The sequence below is a fragment of the Massilia sp. Root351 genome (assembly GCF_001425045.1).
In the GTDB taxonomy this organism is placed as follows: Bacteria; Pseudomonadota; Gammaproteobacteria; order Burkholderiales; family Burkholderiaceae_D; genus Rugamonas.
On sequence record NZ_LMDJ01000002.1, the window covers coordinates 1 to 18,751 of the forward strand.

13 protein-coding genes and 1 pseudogene are annotated in these 18,751 nt (G+C 65.6%); 6 read left to right on the forward strand and 8 right to left on the reverse strand.

The window, feature by feature from the left end; genetic code table 11:
• From ASD15_RS32150 to ASD15_RS05140, 6 genes and pseudogenes are all read left to right on the forward strand, one after another.
• Window positions 1-127 (forward strand): annotated as a pseudogene (locus tag ASD15_RS32150) (electron transfer flavoprotein subunit alpha/FixB family protein); the annotation flags it as partial.
• A 337-nt stretch (window positions 128-464) separates the two neighbouring features.
• On the forward strand, window positions 465-716 hold the full coding sequence (locus tag ASD15_RS05120) for a hypothetical protein (protein ID WP_057153746.1): 252 nt from the start codon (window positions 465-467) through the stop codon (window positions 714-716).
• A gap of 216 nt (window positions 717-932) precedes the next feature.
• Window positions 933-2,138 (forward strand): AraC family transcriptional regulator, encoded by a 1,206-nt coding sequence (locus ASD15_RS05125; RefSeq protein WP_157200823.1) that lies wholly within the window; start codon window positions 933-935, stop codon window positions 2,136-2,138.
• A 221-nt stretch (window positions 2,139-2,359) separates the two neighbouring features.
• Window positions 2,360-4,336 (forward strand): sialate O-acetylesterase, encoded by a 1,977-nt coding sequence (locus ASD15_RS05130; RefSeq protein ID WP_200953922.1) that lies wholly within the window; start codon window positions 2,360-2,362, stop codon window positions 4,334-4,336.
• Window positions 4,337-4,428: 92 nt separating this feature from the next.
• Entirely contained in the window at window positions 4,429-6,342 is a 1,914-nt protein-coding gene (locus ASD15_RS05135) for a glycoside hydrolase family 97 protein (protein WP_200953923.1), read from the forward strand.
• 9 nt (window positions 6,343-6,351) lie between these two features.
• Window positions 6,352-7,320, forward strand: a complete 969-nt coding sequence (locus ASD15_RS05140) for a polysaccharide deacetylase family protein (protein ID WP_057153748.1) — start codon at window positions 6,352-6,354, stop codon at window positions 7,318-7,320.
• A 67-nt stretch (window positions 7,321-7,387) separates the two neighbouring features.
• On the opposite strand, the gene ASD15_RS05145 is transcribed toward ASD15_RS05140, so the two are convergent.
• From ASD15_RS05145 to ASD15_RS05180, 8 genes are all read right to left on the reverse strand, one after another.
• Window positions 7,388-9,481: a response regulator gene (locus ASD15_RS05145; protein ID WP_162249877.1), complete on the reverse strand. Its 2,094-nt coding sequence runs from the start codon at window positions 9,479-9,481 to the stop codon at window positions 7,388-7,390.
• A gap of 76 nt (window positions 9,482-9,557) precedes the next feature.
• Window positions 9,558-11,195, reverse strand: a complete 1,638-nt coding sequence (locus tag ASD15_RS05150) for an alpha-amylase family glycosyl hydrolase (protein ID WP_082551568.1) — start codon at window positions 11,193-11,195, stop codon at window positions 9,558-9,560.
• Window positions 11,196-11,305: 110 nt separating this feature from the next.
• Window positions 11,306-11,746, reverse strand: coding sequence for an FKBP-type peptidyl-prolyl cis-trans isomerase (locus tag ASD15_RS05155; protein WP_057153750.1), 441 nt, complete (start codon window positions 11,744-11,746; stop codon window positions 11,306-11,308).
• Between the two features lie 56 nt (window positions 11,747-11,802).
• Entirely contained in the window at window positions 11,803-12,558 is a 756-nt protein-coding gene (locus ASD15_RS05160) for a FadR/GntR family transcriptional regulator (RefSeq protein WP_082551569.1), read from the reverse strand.
• 31 nt (window positions 12,559-12,589) lie between these two features.
• Window positions 12,590-13,936 (reverse strand): MFS transporter, encoded by a 1,347-nt coding sequence (locus ASD15_RS05165; RefSeq protein ID WP_057153752.1) that lies wholly within the window; start codon window positions 13,934-13,936, stop codon window positions 12,590-12,592.
• Window positions 13,933-14,928, reverse strand: coding sequence for an alpha/beta fold hydrolase (locus ASD15_RS05170; RefSeq protein ID WP_057153753.1), 996 nt, complete (start codon window positions 14,926-14,928; stop codon window positions 13,933-13,935). The genes ASD15_RS05165 and ASD15_RS05170 overlap by 4 nt, the downstream gene beginning before the upstream one ends.
• Before the next feature lie 2 nt (window positions 14,929-14,930).
• Window positions 14,931-17,147, reverse strand: coding sequence for a TonB-dependent receptor (locus ASD15_RS05175; RefSeq protein ID WP_057153754.1), 2,217 nt, complete (start codon window positions 17,145-17,147; stop codon window positions 14,931-14,933).
• A gap of 47 nt (window positions 17,148-17,194) precedes the next feature.
• Window positions 17,195-18,598: an FAD-binding oxidoreductase gene (locus ASD15_RS05180; protein WP_057153755.1), complete on the reverse strand. Its 1,404-nt coding sequence runs from the start codon at window positions 18,596-18,598 to the stop codon at window positions 17,195-17,197.
• Between the last annotated feature and the right edge of the window lie 153 nt (window positions 18,599-18,751).

Sequence of the window (18,751 nt, forward strand, 5' to 3'; positions counted from 1 at the left end):
GGACTCGAAGACCATCGTCGCCATCAACAAAGATCCTGAAGCGCCGATCTTCTCCGTGGCCGACTACGGCATCGTGGGCGATCTGTTCGACATCGTGCCGCAATTGACCGCCGAGCTGAGCGCGTAACTCCCCGGGACTGTGATCTTCTCCGAGGCCCAAGAGGGCCTCAAGGCAGCCGCCAGCAAGGTGCTCCACACCCGTGGCAGCGCTGGCGGGTTTACACGGCCCGGGCGGTGACGCTTGTAGAGCTACGCTGAAGCAGTTCTTGCACTCGGCAGTCAGACAGGCCCGTGATCGGACAACCGAAGGGGGCGGGCAGCGCCCATGAGCGAACGGCCAAGTGATAAAATGCAAGTGCTTTACAATTCTCGTTTTTGGGACGCCATCTTTTTGAAATAGATAGCCACCTTCTCTAGAACTTTTAGTATTTCCGGTTCGATATTGCAACATAGCGAAAAAGACCATGGGCCACAACATCCAATCCATCAAAGAAGCCTGCGCCCTCGCGCTGCGTGTCTGGCGCGAAGCGTCGGCCTTCTTCTTCAGCATCGAACTGTGGCTGATGGTGCTGGTGGCCATGGCCACCGTAGGCGGGGTGTTCCTGGCTTTCATGGGCAGCCCGTTCAGCATCCTCGCTTTCGGCTTCGCCATCGCCTACGTCGGCACGCGCGCCGTGCTGCACGCCAAGCGCATCCTGCACTGGCCGTTTATCTGACCTGGCCTGCTTGCCGCCATGGTGGCCGGTGTTGAATTTCGTTGGCTGTATTGAGCATTATCGCAATTGCCGCGCAGCGCGGGCTCATGCAATATAGCGCCTACGACATCACTTCGTAACAACGTCAAGACTAACCACAGTGAGCCGGGCGCAGCGGCCTTGCAAGTATCGCCCCGCCGAGAGGCGTGGCGCCGAGCCTGTTCCAAACCTATCCAAATGCAAGAGCTCTATAAAAAGGCGCTGCTGGCGCTGGTGTTGCTGGTGGTCGCGGACGCGTTGCTGGCGGGCTTTTTCGTCTACCGCAGTTTTCCGACGCAGACGCTGCTGCCGGCACACAGGGATGGCGCCCGCTGGCGTTCCGAAACGTATTCCGATGTCGCGACCGGCGGCGCGTCCGCGGTGCGCTTGCACGGCGCGTCGCGCGAGCGGCTGCGCTTCGACTTCAAGCTGAAGGACGCGGCCCAGTATCCTTTTGTCTCCGCTCTGCTGTTCATGGATGACGGTAAAGGAGGGCAGGCCCATGAGGACTGGTCGCAATTCCATGCCATTAGCTTTGTCGCCAAATGCGCGCCGGCCACGTCCATGGTGTTCGAACTGGCCACCTTCGATGAAATAGTCTCCAGGCCAGGCAAACTCGATACTTACCGTCCGCCGGGGACGTATTTTTCGTGCAATGAACAGGGTATGCCGGTTACGCTCGACCTGGCCCGGCTGGTTGTCCCCGAATGGTGGTTGCTGTCGATGAAACAGGACTTGGCGCATCAGGGTTATAGACTGGACAGGGTTGCGAGAATCCTGTTTGGCACCAGCAGCGCCACACCACACAATGTTGATACCTATATCGAAATCAGCGAACTGACGTTGCATGGCCGGGATTACCGCTATATGGCGGCGATGCTGGCCATTGTCCTGGGCGGCTGGGGCGCATTCGGCGTCTGGTTCTTCGTGGCCCATTCCCGCGCGCTGACGGCAAGCGTGGATTCCAAAATGAAGAAAGATTTGCCATTGCTGGCTTATCGCCAGTTGACCCTGGAACCGTACAAGGATATGGAAAAGACGTCGGTCCTGCGCTATATCGCGACCAACTACACCGATCCCCGACTGGACCTGGAAACCGTGGCGGCCGGGACTGGCGCGAACCGCCACAAAATCAATGAAGTGCTGAAATCCGAACTTGGCATGACATTTACCGCCTATGTGAATAAATTGCGGCTGACAGAAGCGTCCAGGCTGCTCGCCGAGAAAAGCAGCGCGGCCGTGTCGGAAATCGCCTATTCGGTTGGCTATGCGAATGTTCCTTATTTTAATCGGCTGTTCAAGGAAGAATACGGCTGCACGCCGAAGTCATTCCGGTCCCTTGCCGCTCAGCCGGGCCAGCAGGCGTTGCCTGCCCAAGTGCCGCCGCGTGAATCGCTCGCTTGAAGCGCCCCGTCCCTGCATCGGCCCGAAGCCGGCCTTGCACTGCGGCTAAAAATTCTTGCAATTTCTGCGGTGTGCAAGGAATTCGCACGCCCGCGATACCGCTGCGCAGGACGTCCATCCTATGCTTCACCCTGTACGGCCCCAGGGTTGCCCTGGCGCGTACGCGCAGTGGCCGGTGCTTGCCCGCCATGCAAATAAATAAGAGTGAATGGGAGACGATTGTGGCAGTGGAAGAAATTCGCGCGTTGCTATGGGCTGCATTGTTGGCTGGACCCGCAGTCCACGCGGAAAATTACAAAGAGGCGCCGGGCTCGCGGCCCCCGGTTTTGGCTGCCATCTTCGGCGACCATGCTGTCCTGCAGCGCGGCCAGCCCATCGCCATCTGGGGCAAAGCGCCGGCCGGTAGCGTTGTTACCGTCCAGCTCAATGGCGAATCGGTGCTGGCCACGGCCGATGGCGGCGGAAAGTGGCGCGCCCGTTTGCCGGCCATGGCGGCCGGCGGCCCCTACGCGCTGAGCGTCGGCGCGAACGGCGGCACCAGCACAGTGAACGACATCATGATCGGGGACGTCTTCCTGTGCGGCGGGCAGTCGAACATGGAACTGCCGATGGCTCAAGCGACGAATGCGGCGATGGACGTCGCGTTCTCCGCCAGCCCGCTGATCCGGTTCGTCAATATCCCGCGCGACAGTTCGGCGGTCCGTCTTGACGATTTCAAGACCGTCCCGCAATGGCAGGTCGCTGGAGCGCAGACTACCGGCCAGGCCTCCGCCGTCTGCTACCACATGGCCCGCGCGCTGCAGCGCCGGTACGAGGTCCCGGTGGGCTTCGTCAACGCCAGTTGGGGCGGCAGCACGATCCAGAGCTGGATCAGCGGCGCGTCCATGCGAAAAATGGCCGGGTACGCCCAGGCGCTGGATGTGGTGGACCAGTACGCGGCGGACGCGGCGGCCGGCATGCGTGCGGAGGAGGTCCGTCAGCAAGCCTGGTGGGAGACGGCCGATCCGCAGGCCCGCGCGCAACGCGCCTGGGCCGGCAAGGCGTTCGACGACAGCGCCTGGCCCGTCATGCAGCCGGCTGGACGCTGGAACGAGTCCGGAATCGGCGCGCTCAGCACACATCGCGGGGTCGCGTGGTTCCGCACTACGGTCGAGCTGACCGCGCAGCAGGCCGCTGCTGTGACCCACCTGTTGCTCGGCCAGGTGGCCACCGCCGACACCACCTGGGTTAACGGTGTGCGGGTGGGCGCCAACACCAACTGGTGGACTGGCCGCGAATACGCCGTGCCCAGAGGCGTGCTCACGCCGGGGCGCAACGTGGTCGCGGTGCGGGTGCTGGGCGACGACCAAGGTGGCGGACTGGTCAGCCCTGCCGGCCAGCGCGCGCTGCGCACCGCGGATGGCGCAAGGATCGCCTTGCCGTTACGCTGGAAGTACCAGGTCGGGTCCCAATTGAGCGCGACGCAGCCGCCCACGCCCTGGGAGGCGCCAACCAGCCTGGGTACGCTGTACAACGGCATGATCGCACCGCTGCAAGGCTATGCGTTCAAACTGGCGGCGTGGTACCAGGGCGAGGCCAACGCCGGCGCGGCCCGGGAATACCGCACTTTGCTGCCGCTGCTGTTCGACGACTGGCGCCAGACCTTTGCCCAGCCGGACTTGCCCTTCCTTGTTGCACAGCTGACTTCGTTCGGGGCGGTGTCGACCACACCGGGCCGGTCGGCGTGGGCCGAATTGCGCCAGGCCCAGTCGGCGGCGGTCCGGAACGATCCGCATGCGGGATTGGCGGTGACCTTCGACTTCGGCGACCGCTCCGATATCCATCCAAGCCAGAAAGCAATTGTCGGTCAGCGCCTGGCCCGGGCCGCCCGTGCGGTGGCATATGGCGAGAAGATCACGCCGGGCGGGCCGGAGGCCGTCTCGGCAAGCCGTAGCGGAGAGGATGTCGTGATCCGCTTTGCCAATACCAATGGCGGGTTGCGGACCTACTCATCGGATACGGCGATCGGATTCGAAGTATGCGAACAGGACGCGTGCCGCTACGCGCGCGCAACAGCCGAGGGCGACACGGTCAGGCTACCGGGCGCGGCCACCGTCCGCGCAAGCAAAGTGCGTTACGGCTGGTCCGACGCGCCGTTTATCAACCTGTTCAGCATGGACGATCTGCCGGCCAGCGGCTTCGAGCTGGATTTGAACTGATGCCGGCACATTTCGGTGTGCCGTGACGACCGCAATGGCGGCAACTGCCACGGTGCGCCGGCCTTTTCCTTCCTTTTTTGAAAAACTATCTGATGACGATGAAAAAACTGAGTGTGCTGTTGGGATTGGCCTTGGCAACTGGCGCCGCGTTCGCGCTCCAGAGTCCGGACCGGCAGCTGGATGTGTCGGTACTGGTCAATCCGGACCAGACCCTGTCCTACAGTATCAAGCGCAACGGCCAGCCGGTGTTGTTGCCTTCGCCGCTGGGCTTGAAGCTGGCCGGCGCGGACTTCTCGCAGGGCCTCAAGCTGGCGGGCACTTCGCCGGTGAGGCCGGTCTCCGAGCGTTACACGATGGCGGTGGGCAAGCGCGGTGTCATCCAGTACCGCGCCAACGAGCAGGTGTACTCGCTGGTCAATGCGGCCGGCCACAAGATGGAGGTGGCGTTCCGCGTGTCCGACGATGGCGTGGCCTTCCGCTATGTCGTTGCCGAGCCCCGGCTTGCGTCCAAGCGCTTTGTCGGCGAGACGACCGGTTTCGCATTCGACCCGAAGACGCGCGCCTTCCTGCAGCCGATGGCGGTGGCCAAGAGCGGCTGGGGCAAAACCAACCCTTCCTATGAAGAGCACTACCAGGTCGACATGCCGGTCGGCCAGCCCGCGCCCTTGAAAGCCGGCTGGGTCTTCCCGGCGCTGTTCCGCAGCGGCGAGACCTGGGTGGCGCTGACCGAGGCCAATATGGACGGCAGCTTCCATGCCTCGCGGCTGGCCACCGACTCCCCCGGTGGCGTGTACCGGATCGATGGGCCGACATCGCCGGAGGTTTTCACCAACGGCGGGCTGCTGGCGGAAACCGCGGGCACGCTGGTTACGCCCTGGCGCGTCATTGCCGTGGGTGCGCTCAGCACCGTGATGGATTCCACCCTCGGCACCGACCTGGCGGCGCCGGCGGTCCCGTTCGACGCCAAGCTGATCCGGCCCGGCCATGCATCCTGGAGCTGGCCGCTGCTCAAGGACGAGGCCACGGTGTTCGACGTGCAGAAAAAGTTCATCGACTACGCGGTGGACATGAAATGGGACTACACCCTGGTCGACGCCGAGTGGGATCGGCAAATCGGCTACGCCAAAATGGCCGAGCTGGCGCGCTATGCCGCTGCCAGGGGGGTGGGCGTGCTGGTCTGGTACAACTCGGCCGGCGCGTGGAACGATGCGCCGCAGACGCCGCGCAACCAGCTGTTGACGCGCGATGCGCGCGTGAAGGAATTCGCGCGCCTGAGGAAAATGGGCGTCAAGGGCGTGAAGATCGATTTCTTCGGTGGCGACGGCGCGTCCATGATCCGGTACTACGTCGACATCCTGAAGGACGCGGCCGCTGCCGGCCTGCTGGTGAACTTCCATGGCGCGACGCTGCCGCGCGGACTGGAGCGAACCTTCCCCAACCTGATGACGGCCGAAGCGATCCGCGGGTTCGAGTTCACGACCTTCGACCAGAAAGACCATGACGCCGTCGCGCCCCATGCGGTGAATGCGGCCATGATCCGCAACCTGTTCGACCCGATGGACTTCACGCCGATGGTGTTTGGCGACATGGGCCAGATCAAGCGCCTTACCCGCAACGGCTTCGAGCTGGCCCAGTCGGTGCTGTTCTTGTCGGGCATCCAGCATTTCGCGGAGATCCCGGAGGGCATGGCGAGCGTGCCGGAATATGTCCGAAGCTTCCTGCGCGACTTGCCGCGCCGCTGGGACGACAGCCGCTTCCTCGCGGGCTATCCGGGTTCGCATGTGGTGCTTGCCCGCCAAGCCGGCAGCAGCTGGTATGTGGCCGGCGTCAATGCCGAACAGGGCGAGCGCACGGTCGAGCTGGACCTGTCCTTTATCGGCAAGCGCAAGGGCGCCATGATCACCGACGGCGCCGGCCAGCGCGAATTCAGCCAGGCCGAGCTCCAGTCCGGCAAGGTGCGCGTGACGCTGAAACCGCGCGGCGGCTTTGTGGCGGTCTTTCGCTGAGGTGGGATCATGAAATTTCCAGGCAAGGCCATCCCGGCCATCTCGCTCGCGCCCGCTGCCGTTTGCGCCAACGCGGCGGGACCGGTCCCCGGTGGACTGGACAAGAACGGCCGCCGGCTGGCGGCCCCCATCGCCAGCCGCGCCGGCTTCGGCTACGTGCGCCCGGCGCGGTTGCTGGGCGACCTGGCCGCCGGCGGCCTGGTGCGCCGCCGTCGCCCTCCGGTCTCCGCCAGCGCCGCTGCGGTTGCCTTGCTTGCCATCGCCGCCGTGTCATTCGGCTTTCCCGCCGCTGCGGCGGAATGCGGCGCCGACGCATTGGGCACGGCCCGCACGCTCATACTCAAGCGCGAGTACGGCGCCTGGGGCGCGAGCCAGCATACCGCGCTGCCGCTGCGCAAGGGAGAGGTGGTCCTGACCTTCGACGACGGTCCGCGCCCGGACACCACGCCGCGCGTGCTCAAAGCGCTTGCCGATCACTGTGTCAAGGCCACGTTCTTCATGGTCGGCAATAACATGGCCGCATTCCCGGACCTTGCGCGCAGCGTTGTCCGCGCCGGCCATTCGGCTGCAATGCACAGCTATGCCCATCCCTATCTTGGCCATCTGGCGCCCGCCGATCAACTGGCCGACCTGAAGAAAACCCAGGAAGTCTACCAGGCGACCCTGGGCGCGGCGGCGCCGGCTTATCGCTTTCCCATGCTGGCGGAAACGCCGACCTTGATGGCGGCGCTGCAGGCGCAGCATATCGCGGTCTTCTCGATTGACGTCGGTATCGGCGATTGGGAAGCGGATGTGACGACCGGCGTCCTTGCGGCCCGCCTCGCTGAAAACCTGAAAGCGGCCGGCGGCGGCATCGTGCTGATGCACGATGCCTACGGGCCGCTGGCGGACGCCTTGCCCGTGCTGTTAAAGTTGCTCAAGGACGGCGGGTACCAGGTCGTGCACCTGGAATGGGAAGGGGCCAAAGATCCTGATTAAACCACCCCGCCTCCGCCACCTTGCCGCCCCCATGGCGGCGTTGGCGATTTGCCTGTTGCTGGTCCGGTTAGGCAGCCGGGCAGCCGGTGTGTTGCGCAATGTGCGCCGCTATCTGCTGCAGCAGCGTTTGCAGTTGTTCCACGATGGCCATGGCCATGGCGGGCGCGCGTTCACTGTCCGCCTCGCACGGCGCAAGCTGCTCCAGCTGCTCGCACAAGTCGCCCATGCGGAACGCGCCGACGGTGCGTGCTGCCGCCTTCATGCGGTGGCCCAGTTCGCGCACGGCGTCCAGGTCGCCGTGGGCCAGCGCAGCCTCCATATCGCGCACGCCCTCCTGTGAACTGTGCAGGAATTTGGCGGCGAATTTGCGTACTTTCTCCGCATCGTAGCCAAGCAGCATGGCCAGCACCGACAGGTCTATCACGTCCGGGTTGCCGCCGTGCGCGGCCGTGGCCTCAATGACCTCAGTAGCCGTGGGCGCCGGCGCCGCCGGCTGCGGCTCGGCCGGCGGCACGCGCGGAGGCAGCCAGTTGGCGATGGTTTGATACAGCAGCGCCGGCTGCACCGGCTTCGAAATAAAGTCGTTCATGCCTGCATCGATGCAGCGCACCCGGGCTTCGGTGGTGGCGGTAGCCGTCATTGCCAGCACCGGTATCTGGCCGAATCGCGGCGAGGCGCGGATGCGGCGCGTCGTTTCCAGCCCATCCATGACCGGCATCTGCAAGTCCATCAATACGCAGTCGAAATCGGTCTTGTGCAACAGCTCCAGCGCGGCCGCGCCATTGTTGGCAAGGCAAACGGCAGCGCCCATTTCTTCCAGCATTTCCTGCGCTATCTGCTGATTGAAGACGTTGTCCTCCACCAGCAGGATGCGGGCCGTGCGCAGCGACGCCATCATGGCCGATGCGCGGGAATTGGCCAGCAGTTCGCCGGCAGCGTCGCTGATCTGGCTGATCAGCGTGGACATGGGCCGGGGCGATATGCCGAGTTGGGCCGTGAACCAGAATGTACTGCCGACGCCGGGCTGGCTGTCGACTCCGACGCGGCCGCCCATCAGTTCTGCCAGTTCCTTGCAGATCGCCAGGCCCAGGCCGGTGCCGCCATATTCGCGCGTGGTCGACGTGTCGGCCTGCTGGAACGAGACGAACAATTTGGCCATCTCCGCTTCGGACAGGCCGATGCCCTGGTCGCTCACTTCAAAGCGCACCAGGCAGCCGTCGGCGCCGCTGGCCACCATGCGCGCGCGGAAGGCGATCCTGCCTTGCTCGCTGAACTTGATGGCGTTGTTGGCGTAGTTGATGAGCACCTGCTTCAGCCGCAGCGGATCGCCCACCAGCACCGGCGGCAGCGCGGGATCCAGGTCGAACACCAGTTCCAGGCCGCGCGAGGCCGCCTTTGGCGCTACCACCGCCGTCAGCGTTTGCACCACCTGGTCGAGCGAAAAGTCGACATGCTGCAGGTCCATCTTGCCGGCCTCGATCTTGGAAATGTCAAGAATGTCGTCGATGATGCCCAGCACGTGCTCGCCGGCGAAGCGGATCTTTTCCAGATAGTCGCGCTGGCGCGGGTCCAGCTCGGTCTTCAGCGCCAGGTAGGCCATGCCGATGACGCAATTCAGTGGCGTGCGGATTTCATGGCTCATATTGGACAGGAACTGGCCCTTGGCCATGCTGGCCGCCTCGGCCAGTCGCTTGGCCTGCAGCAGTTCCTCGTTCTTGGCCTCAAGCTGCTGTTCGTAGTGCCGCTCGGATGTCACATCGTGATAAATGGTGACGAAACCACTGACCGCCCCGTCCGCGCCGTAGATGGGGCGGCCGACGATGTTCAGCACCACGCCGTCCACGCTGATGCGGGTGAAATTGTGAGGCTCGAACTTCAGGCACAGCGCCTCCCTGGCTGCCACCAGCCCGTCGATGTCGCCTGGCCCATAGTCGCCGCGCGCGGCGAGGGCGCGGAATACATCGCCCATGGTGACGCCGGCGTGCATCACGTCGGCCGGCAGGCGCTGCAACTGGCAAAAGGCGGGATTCCAGAACCGGATGGTCAGGTCGCTATCGACTATGGTCACCCCAACCGGCATGTATTCCAGTGCGGCGGCCAGCCTGGGGAAATTCAGCCTGATGAATTCTTCGCTTTGAATAGTGTGGACAGTGGAATCCATAAGCCGGTCATCCCGCATGGCGAAACTGGAACGTGTTTCTGGGCCACGCTCGCTGGCTGGCACATCAGGCAGAACTCTAACTGATATGACGGTCGCTGTCAGGAGCTGCGATGGTTCCTATCATCCAGCCATGCGGCGCCAGCGTGGCGTGTTGAGCCTGCCAGCCCGACGCGTACAGCGGCTGTGCGCGCGCCAGTGCGGCATCGAGCGCCAATTCCGACGGCGACAGGTTGGCCAGCACCACCATGTGCCCGTCCCTGGCACTGCGGGTAAAACCGATGGCGCCCGCCGGCAATCCATCCAGAAACGACGTGGCGCCGGTGCGCAGCGCGGCATGGCGGCGGCGCAAGCCGATCAGGGCCTGGTAGTGCGCAAACAGCCCGCTGTCGAAGGTGTTCCAGTCAAGCCGGTAGGGATCGAACAGCACCGGCCAGCCAGTCCAGCTCGGCTCGTCGAATTCCTGCCCCATCAGGATGTGCGGCACGCCGTCCATGGCCAGCAGCACGGCGGCCGCCGGACGATGGGCGGCGCGGCCCAGGAAGGCGGATGCGCGTCCCTGTTCCTTGTCTTCCAGCCAGCGCATGCGCAAGGCGCCGTGCGGGAAACTGTAGGTGGACTCGTTCCAATAGCGGGCGAATGCGGCGCCATCCGCCTCGCCATGGGCGCAGCGGCGCAGCATCTCGCGCGTGCCGCCTTCGTAGGTCAGGTCGCAGGCGGCCAGGTGGTGAAATTCGTCGTAGGACTGGGAGATCAGGGCGATGTCGGAGCGTACGGCTGCCAGCGCCGCGCGGACCTCGTCGAGGAAATCCAGCGGCGTGATGTCGGAATCGTCGAAGCGCAGGCCGTCGAAGCCGAAGCGCTCGAGCCAGCCGCACATGCTGCCGATCAGGTAGGAGCGCAGTGTGCGGTCGGTGAAGTCGAAGCCGGCGAAGTACTCTCGGTTGGGAACGGCGTAATAGATGCTGCCGTCGGCACGCCGCGTGTACCAGTGCGGATGCGAGCGCGTGAACGGATGGTCCACGCTGCTGCGGTTGAGCGTCCAGTCCATGATCACACGCATGCCGCGCGCGTGCGCCGCGTCCACCAGCGCGCGCAGGGCCTCGGCATCGCCCAGGGTTGGATCGATGGCGTCGAAATCACGCACCGCGTAAGGGTCGCCCGACGCGCCCCGGCGGGCTTCGATGCCGATGGGGTGGAGCGGCATGATCCACAGCACGTTTGCGCCCAGCTCGCTCAAGTAGGGCAGCCTGGCGCGCACGCCGTCGAAGTTGCCGCCGAAGGCAGGCACGGAGAGCTGGTAGATCACGCCGTCGCGCAGCCAGTCCGGGCTGGCCAGCGCTGCGCGCGCGTGCAGCGGGCCCGGCGCGGCGGCGCTCAGGCCGGCCTGGCGCATCAGCACCACGCCGGATTCATCGACCGTCAGGCAGGAGTTGTGCTGGCCGTCTTCCGAGATCCAGGGATTGGCGGGGTCGGCGATCCAGTCGGTGCCGTTGACGACCAGCTTGTAAAGGTGCCGCCCGGCCGGAATCGGCAGCGTGGCCTGCCAGCGCGTGGCGGAAACGCGCTCCAGCAAGCAGGCGTCGCCTGCCCAGCTGTTGAACGTGCCTGCCAGCGCAACGCTGCGGGTGTCGGGCGCGGCGTCGAAGACGAAGCGCACGCCACCGGGCGCGGCGTGCGGCAAGCGGGCCGGGGTAGGGCGGAATTGCAAATCCATGGCGTTCGATCCTGTGTAGTTTTACTACTATTTAGCAGTAAACTACGCGATAGCGGCAGGAATTGCAATATTGACTAGGTAATTCTATTACAAGATGAGGCGGTCCCGCTTTAGCGGACGTCCAGCAGCTCCACGTCGAAGATCAAGGTGGCATTGGGCGGGATGGGGCCTGCGCCGCCGTCGCCGTAGCCCATGGCGGCCGGCACGATCAGTGTGCGCTTGCCGCCCACCTTCATGCCTTGCACGCCTTCGTCCCAGCCCTTGATGACCTGGCCGCCGCCCAGCTGGAAGTCGAACGGACCGCGACCGGCCGAGGAATCGAACTGTTTGCCGTGCAGCTGGGGCGCGGCTGGATCGTACAGCCAGCCGGTGTAGTTGACCACGGCGGTGCTGCCGGCCACGGCTTCCTTGCCGGTGCCGGCAACGCTGTCGATCTTCTGGAAGGCTACCGCAGGTACGGCGGCCGCCGGCGGGGCCTTGGCGCGGTCGCAGGCGGCCAGCGTCAAAGTCAGGGTCAGCGCGATGGCGCAGGAGGAGAACAGATGTTTCATGGTGTGCTTTCGGATGGTGAATGCTGGAAATCGCAGCAGCATACACCAGGCACAGGTCATGTGCCGAGCGCTTGCGCGGTTTCGGGTGTGCCGTTGCGCTCCACGTGCACGATCGAAATGTCGAAGTGGTAGGACATGGCCGACACCGCGCCCATCGCATCGCCGGAGCAGATCCGCTCCACCACGGCGTCGTGCGCGTCGATCACGCGCACCAGTTCGCTCTCGCTGCGGCTGTCGTCGAAGTGGATGCGCGAAGACGCCTCCACCGGCGTGCGCAGGGCCGCCAGCAGGATGCTGTTCAGCGGGTTGCCGCTGGCTTCGGCGATGATGGTGTGGATCGCGGTGTCGCAGGCCACGCGGCGCACGTGGTCGGAACCGGCTGCCCGCATTTGCTTCACCAGGTCGCGCAGCGCCTGGCGCTGGGCCGGCGTGGCGTAGCGCGCCGCCAGCTGTGCGGTCTGCAGTTCGATGGCGCGCCGGGTCTCGATGACGTGCGCCACGCTGACCTGCGCCGTGGTGAGCGCGTAGTCGAACACCTGCGCCAGCACTTGCGGGTCGATGGCTTTCAGGCGCGGCCGCCGTCCGCCCTCGATTTCCAGGATGCCGAGTGCCGCCAGGGTGCGGTAGGCTTCGCGCACGCTGCCACGGCTGACCTTCAGGTCCAGCCCGATTTGCACTTCGCTCGGCACGGTGTCGCCCGGCCGCAGCTGGTCGCGGTTGATCAGTGCCAGCAGGTGGCGGGCCACCTGGGAGGACAGGGTGGGGCGTTCAAGCGCTGAGATGGGCGCAATCGTGGGGGCAATCGAGTTCATCGCATTAGCCTAACGTGTCGCGCCAGACCTGTCAAACAGGTTGCGCGTGCCGGCCCGGATACACGCGCGCGATGCGCCGTGCCAGCAGCCAGAAGAACATTCCTGTGAGCAAATTGACCAGCACGATGGCCGTCATGGCGCTGCGCAGGCCGTCCACCCCATTGTCCTTGGTCTGCAGCGCATCGCTCAGCAGGCCGACCAGCACCGGCCCCATGCCGTGGCCGATCACCACGCCGGCCACGCCGATGATGGCGACCGCCGTGGCGCGCGCCTGCGGCGCCACCAGGTCCTGCACGGTGCCGAATACCGGCCCGGCCAGTGTGCCGGCTACCAGGAAAGCCAGGAACAGCAAGCCCAGTGCGACCATCGGGTTGGGGACATGGAAGCTGGCGATCAGCGGCACCAGCACGGCCCAGCTCACCAGCGCCGAATAGCGGGCTGCGGCGGAGCGCGACTTCCTGGCCAGGCGTACGCTGACCTGGCCGCCCACCAGCGCGCCGATGCCGCTGGCCAGGCCGATGCACAGCCCCAGTCCCAGTCCGATTGTCATCGGCTTCATCTGGAAGGCGCGTTCAAAATAGCTGGGCAGCCAGGCGCCGACCGCGCCGGCCAGGCCGACGAAGGAGAACGCCAGCATCAGCATGAAGAAGCAGCGCAGGTCGCCCAGCTGGCCCCAGATGCCCGCGCCCAGCGTGGCGGGGGGCGGCTGGTCCACGCGCAGCGGTTCGCGCACGGTGAAGTGGAAGATCAGCGCCATGACCGCGCCGGCGATGCCCAGCCAGATGAAGCCCAGGCGCCAGCCCACGGTCTGGACCAGGATGCCGCCGCCCAGCATCCCGCCCAGCATGCCGAGGTAGACGCCGCTGAAATGGGTGGCGTAGGCGCGTCCGCGCAGTTCGCGCGGGTAGTAGTCGCCCAGCATCGAATGGCTGGCCGGCACGCAGCCCGCCTCGCCCACGCCGACGCCGATGCGCGCCGCCAGCAGCAGCGCGAAGCTGGTCGCCATGCCCGACAGGCCTGTCATCAAGGTCCAAGCGATGAAGCTCAGCGTGATGATCCACTTGCGGTTGCCGCGGTCTGCCATGCGCGCCAGCGGGATCGATACCAGGCCGCCGAGCAGGGAGAACGCCAGGCCGTTGAGCAGGCCAAGTTCGGTATCGGTGAGCAGGAATTCCTTCTTGATCGGCTCCATGAACATCGAGATGACGACTTTGTCGACCGAGCACATGAAGCCCACCACGGCCAGCGCCACCAGCACGTAGGTGCGGTAGGCATTGCTCATGGCGCCGGGGCCGGCCAGTGTGTCCGCAGCCGGTGCGGTGGCAAGCTGCGCGCCGGCCAGTCCGTGCGGATCGCTTGGTGCGATGGCAGTTTTCATGCTGCTACCTCCTGGTTCATGAAGAGACGTAAATCGTCTGCCCACAGCGCCGCGTCGGCGCCGGAGGCGAAATGGCCTTTTTCGCTGTCGAGTTCCCGGTAGGCCCAGCCGGCCGCGCCGGGCAGGGCCAATACCTCGCCGGCCAGCGTTGGCGAGAACACCGGGTCGGTGCGCGACAGCACGTACAGCACGGGCGCCTTGATCCGGCCCAGGTGCGCGCGCAGGTCGAACGCTTCGGCGGCCTGCATCAGCACCACCAGCGACATGGGATTGAATTCCCCGGCCCACTCATGCGCCAGGCGCTGGATCTCGGCCGCGCGCTGTGCCGGGTCGGGAATGCGCGGCGCCAGTTCGGCGTCCACGCCGTAGGTGGTCAGTGTATTGACGCGCATGGCGGCCAGGTGCGGCACCATGGCGTTGGCATCGCCTTTGCACCATGCCTGCCATCCGTCGGCGGCCTCCAGCCCGGCCCGGATCGCCGCAGCGGCGCCGGGCGGCATGGGATGGAAGGGCGCGCCGACTGCGGCCACCACCCGCTCCACCATCGCTGGGTAGCTGAGCGCCCAATGGAAGGCCTGGTAGGACCCGAACGACGGTCCGGCCACCGCTGCCAGGCGGCGCACGCCCAGCGCATCGAGCAGCGCCTTCTGCGAATTGACGATGTCCTCCACCGTGATGGCGGGGAATTCGGCGCCGCATCCGGGGCCGGTGCTGCCGTAGCACGAGCCGAGCATGTTCGGGCAGACCACGAAGTACTTGTCGGTGTCGATGGGGCGCCCGGGACCAACCAGGACGCTCCAGGAACCTTCGGCCACGTTCGCGCCTTCCTCCAGCATGGCCGTGCCGGTGGTATAGCCGTGCAGCACCAGCACGCAGTTGGTGCCGGCGGCGTTCAGTGTGCCCATCGAACGATAGGCCACCACCAGCTGCGGCAGCACGGTCCCGCTGGCGAGCATGAACTCGCCGAGCGCTTTGGAGTGGACGGTGGCCATGGTCAGAAGCGGTAGCTGATGTCGGCGCCGAAGGTGCGCGGCGCGATCACGCCTGCGCCGAACGGGCTGCCTTGCGGCTGCAGCGAGAGGGACTTGAGGAAGGTGACGCCGCGTTTGTCGCCCAGGTTCTTGCCGTACAGGGACAGGCGCCAGTTGCCGTTCTCGATGCCGCCGCTGATATTGATGGTGCTGTAGGAGGGCACGTCTTGCGCGGCACGCTGGCTGAAGTCGGAGCGGCGGTCGCCGGTGTAGTTGATGCTTGCGCCGGCCGACGCCTTGAAGCCGCCGCCGACGTTCCAGCGGTAATTGGCGCCCAGCGAGCCGCTGACCTTGGGCACGAAAGGCAGGCGGTCGCCGTCCAGGCCACCGGCCGCGGGCGCCGCTTCACTCAGCTTGGCGTCGGTGTAGCCGATCGATGCGCGCAGCGACAGGCCCGGGACCGGGAACAGCATGAGCGACGCTTCCGCGCCCCTGCTGGTGGCGGCGCCGCCGTTGACGTAGAAGTTGAAGCCATTGGCGCTGGTCTGGATCTGGATGTCTTTCCAGTCGGTGCTGAACAGGGCCGCTTCCAGCGACACTTTTCCTTCGGCCATGACGGCCTTGTAGCCCACTTCATAACTGGTCAGGGTGTCCGGCTGGAAGGTTTGCGGGGCGTTGCCGGCTCCGGTGGGCGGCACGGCGTTCGGGCCGCCGGGACGGAAGCCGTTGGCGACGCGCGCATACAGCGCGGCGTCCGAGGACGGCTTGTAACGCGCTGTGAACAGGTAGGTCGATTTGTTCTCGCTGGAGCCGGAATTGATCACCACCGGCGCGGGACCGACCAGCAGGCCGCTGTAGTCCTGCGCGTAGACCTGGTCATCCTTGCCGTGGCGGACGCCGGCCAGCACGTCGAACTTGTCGCTGACGGCGTAGGTGGCGTTGGCAAACACCGACCATTCCTTGTAGCTGCTGTCGATCGAGGCCTTGACGATGCTGGGCAGAGGATAGGTGGTGCCGGTGGTGGTCGAGAACGGGCGGAAGCCGGGGATGCGGTTGGTGTTGTCTTCCTTGGTGTAGTAGACACCAGCCTCGTAGGTCAGCTTGTCGCCCAGCGCGCTTGCGCCGGCGCGGATTTCCTGCGACACCCGGCGCGTGGTGGTGGCCTGTGCGTAGGAGACGCCGAGGTCCGGAATCTTGAACGCCGCGCCCAGTGCCACGCCATAGCCATAGGTGCCGTCGGCGCCTTGCGAGGCGTCGAAATCCTGCACCGTGGTGGAGGACACCAGCGTCAGGCCGCCGATGCTGCCGTTCAGGGTCAGGTTGGCAACGTCCAGCTTGGCGGTGGAGACTTCGGGCGCGTAGCGGGTCTGCGTCAGGTCGCCGCGCAGAGGCTTGAGCGTGGCCGGATCGACATCGACGATGCCGTTGGCGTCGCCTTGCACCTTTTGCGTCAGGGCGAAGGCCGACAGCTTCCAGTCGCTGTTGATCAGCCAGTTGAAGGCCACGCGCCCGCCGCGCACCTTGGTCTCGTTGACGTCCTTGGCGCCGCCTTGCGTGTTGTCGATGTAGCCGGCGTCGGTGCGTTCAAAGGCGGACAGGCGCAGCGCCATGGTGTTGTCGGCGAAGGGTAGGTTCAGGGACAAACGGCCGCTCTTGCCATTGCCGCCGTTCTTGACCGCGTTGCCGCCCAGGGTCACGCTGCCGCGCAACGCGCGGTAGTCCGGCGCGGCGGTCACGTAGCGCACCATGCCGCCCATGGCGCCGGCGCCGTACAGCGTGCCTTGCGGCCCCTTCAGCACTTCCACGCGCTGCAGGTCGGCCGGATCGATGTCCGGCGTGACCGAACTGCCGGCCGCATACGCGTTGACCGAGCCGATGGGCGCTTCGTCGATATAGAAGGCGGTGCTCGACGCCGACTGCGCCACACCGGTGGTGATGCCGCGCAGCGTGACCTGGCTGAAGCCCTGGCGGAAGGAGGACAGGGACAGGCCGGGAATCTGCGCCACGTAGTCTTCGAGCTTGGTCTTGCCGTCGCGCGTGAGCTGCTCGGCGACCACCGCCGTGACCGAGGCCGGCACGTCGATCGCGGCCTGCTCGCGTTTTTGCGCGGTGATCACCACCTTGTCGACGGTCTGGTTGGCTTCGGCTTGTTGCGCCATGGCGGGAATGGATTGCATGGCGCACAGCAGGGCCGCTGCGGCGGCGGTTGCGGTACGGGGCAGGCGTGGGGCTGATTGCATGGTTGTCTCCTGATTTTTATAGTGGTGTTGCGACTTGCCGGGGCAGCTTATGCGCCGAATATCTTCCCTGGATTGAGGATCATGTTGGGATCCCACGCCTGCTTGATCGTGCGCATGAGGCCAACCACCTCCGCACCATATTCCATCAGCAGCTTGTCCTTCTTGCCCATGCCGATGCCATGCTCGCCGGTGCAGGTGCCGCCCATTTCCAGCGCGCGTTCGACCATGGCGCTGTAGACCCGGTCCACTGCCGCGTGCTCGGCCGCGTTGTCCGGCATCGGCATGAACAGCACATGGAAGTTGCCGTCGCCGACATGGCCGAGGATGGGGGCGACCAGTCCTTCGCGGTCGATCATGGCGCGCGCCATGCCCACGCATTCGGCCAGCGCCGACATCGGCACGCAGATATCGGCCACGATGCTCACGCAGCCGGGGCGCAGCGCCAGCGCGGCGAAGTAGGCCAGGTGGCGCGCGTGCCACAGGCGGGAACGGTCTTCCGGGCGCGTGGCCCACTGGAAGTCGACGCCGCCATGGCTGGCCGCCACTTCCTGTGCCAGTTCGGCTTGTTCCTTGACCGCCAGCGGCGTGCCATGGAATTCCAGGAACAGGGTTGGCATCTCGGCCAGGCCCAGGTGCGAGTGCGCGTTGCAGGCGCGGATCTGGTGTTCGTCCAGGAATTCGATGCGGGCGAACGGCACGCCGCACATCGACATTTCCGCCACCGCCTCCACCGCTGCGGCCAGCGTGGGGAAGGCGCAGGTGGCGGCGGCCACGTCGGCCGGCAGCGCGTGCAGTCGCAGCGTGACTTCGGTGATGATGCCGAGCGTGCCTTCGGAGCCGGTCAGCAGGTGCACCAGGTCGTAGCCGGCCGACGATTTGCGGGCGCGGGTGCCGACCCGCACCAGGCGGCCATCGGCCAGCGCCACTTCCAGGCACATCACGTTGTGCGCCATGGAACCGTAGCGCAGGGTGGTGGTGCCGGAGGCGCGGGTGGAGACCATGCCGCCTATGGTGGCGTTGGCGCCCGGGTCAACCGGGAAGAACAGGCCGCTGCCTTTCAGGTGGGCGTTCAGGTCTTCGCGGGTGATCCCCGGCTGGACCACGCAATCGCCGTCTTCCAGGTGCACCGCCAGCACGGCGTTCATGCGCGACAGGTCGATGCACACGCCGCCGAACGGCGCGCTGACATGTCCTTCGAGCGAACTGCCGGCGCCAAATGGAATGATGGGTACTTGCTGGGCATTGCACAGGGCCAGGATGGCGCACACTTCGGCCTTATCCTGGGGCCAGACCACGACGTCCGGCGCCAGGCTGGTCGACAGGCCCTCGCCGCGAGCATGCTGCTCGCGCACGGCCCGAACCACGCTGACGCGGTCGCCGTAGCGCTGCTGCAGCGCGCCGATGACCTGCTCGACGGCGCCGTAGGCAACTGGAGGCAGTTCTTGTTTCATGGTGTCCCCGTGTTTGGATGGTTGATCTTGGATGGTTTGATCCGAGAATACGCCCACAAAATAAACCTGTCAAACAGGTTGTACATGTTCGATAGGTTGCGTGTCTAAGCTGCCACAGGCTTGCTAACGCGTCAAATTTGCCTCATCCTGTCG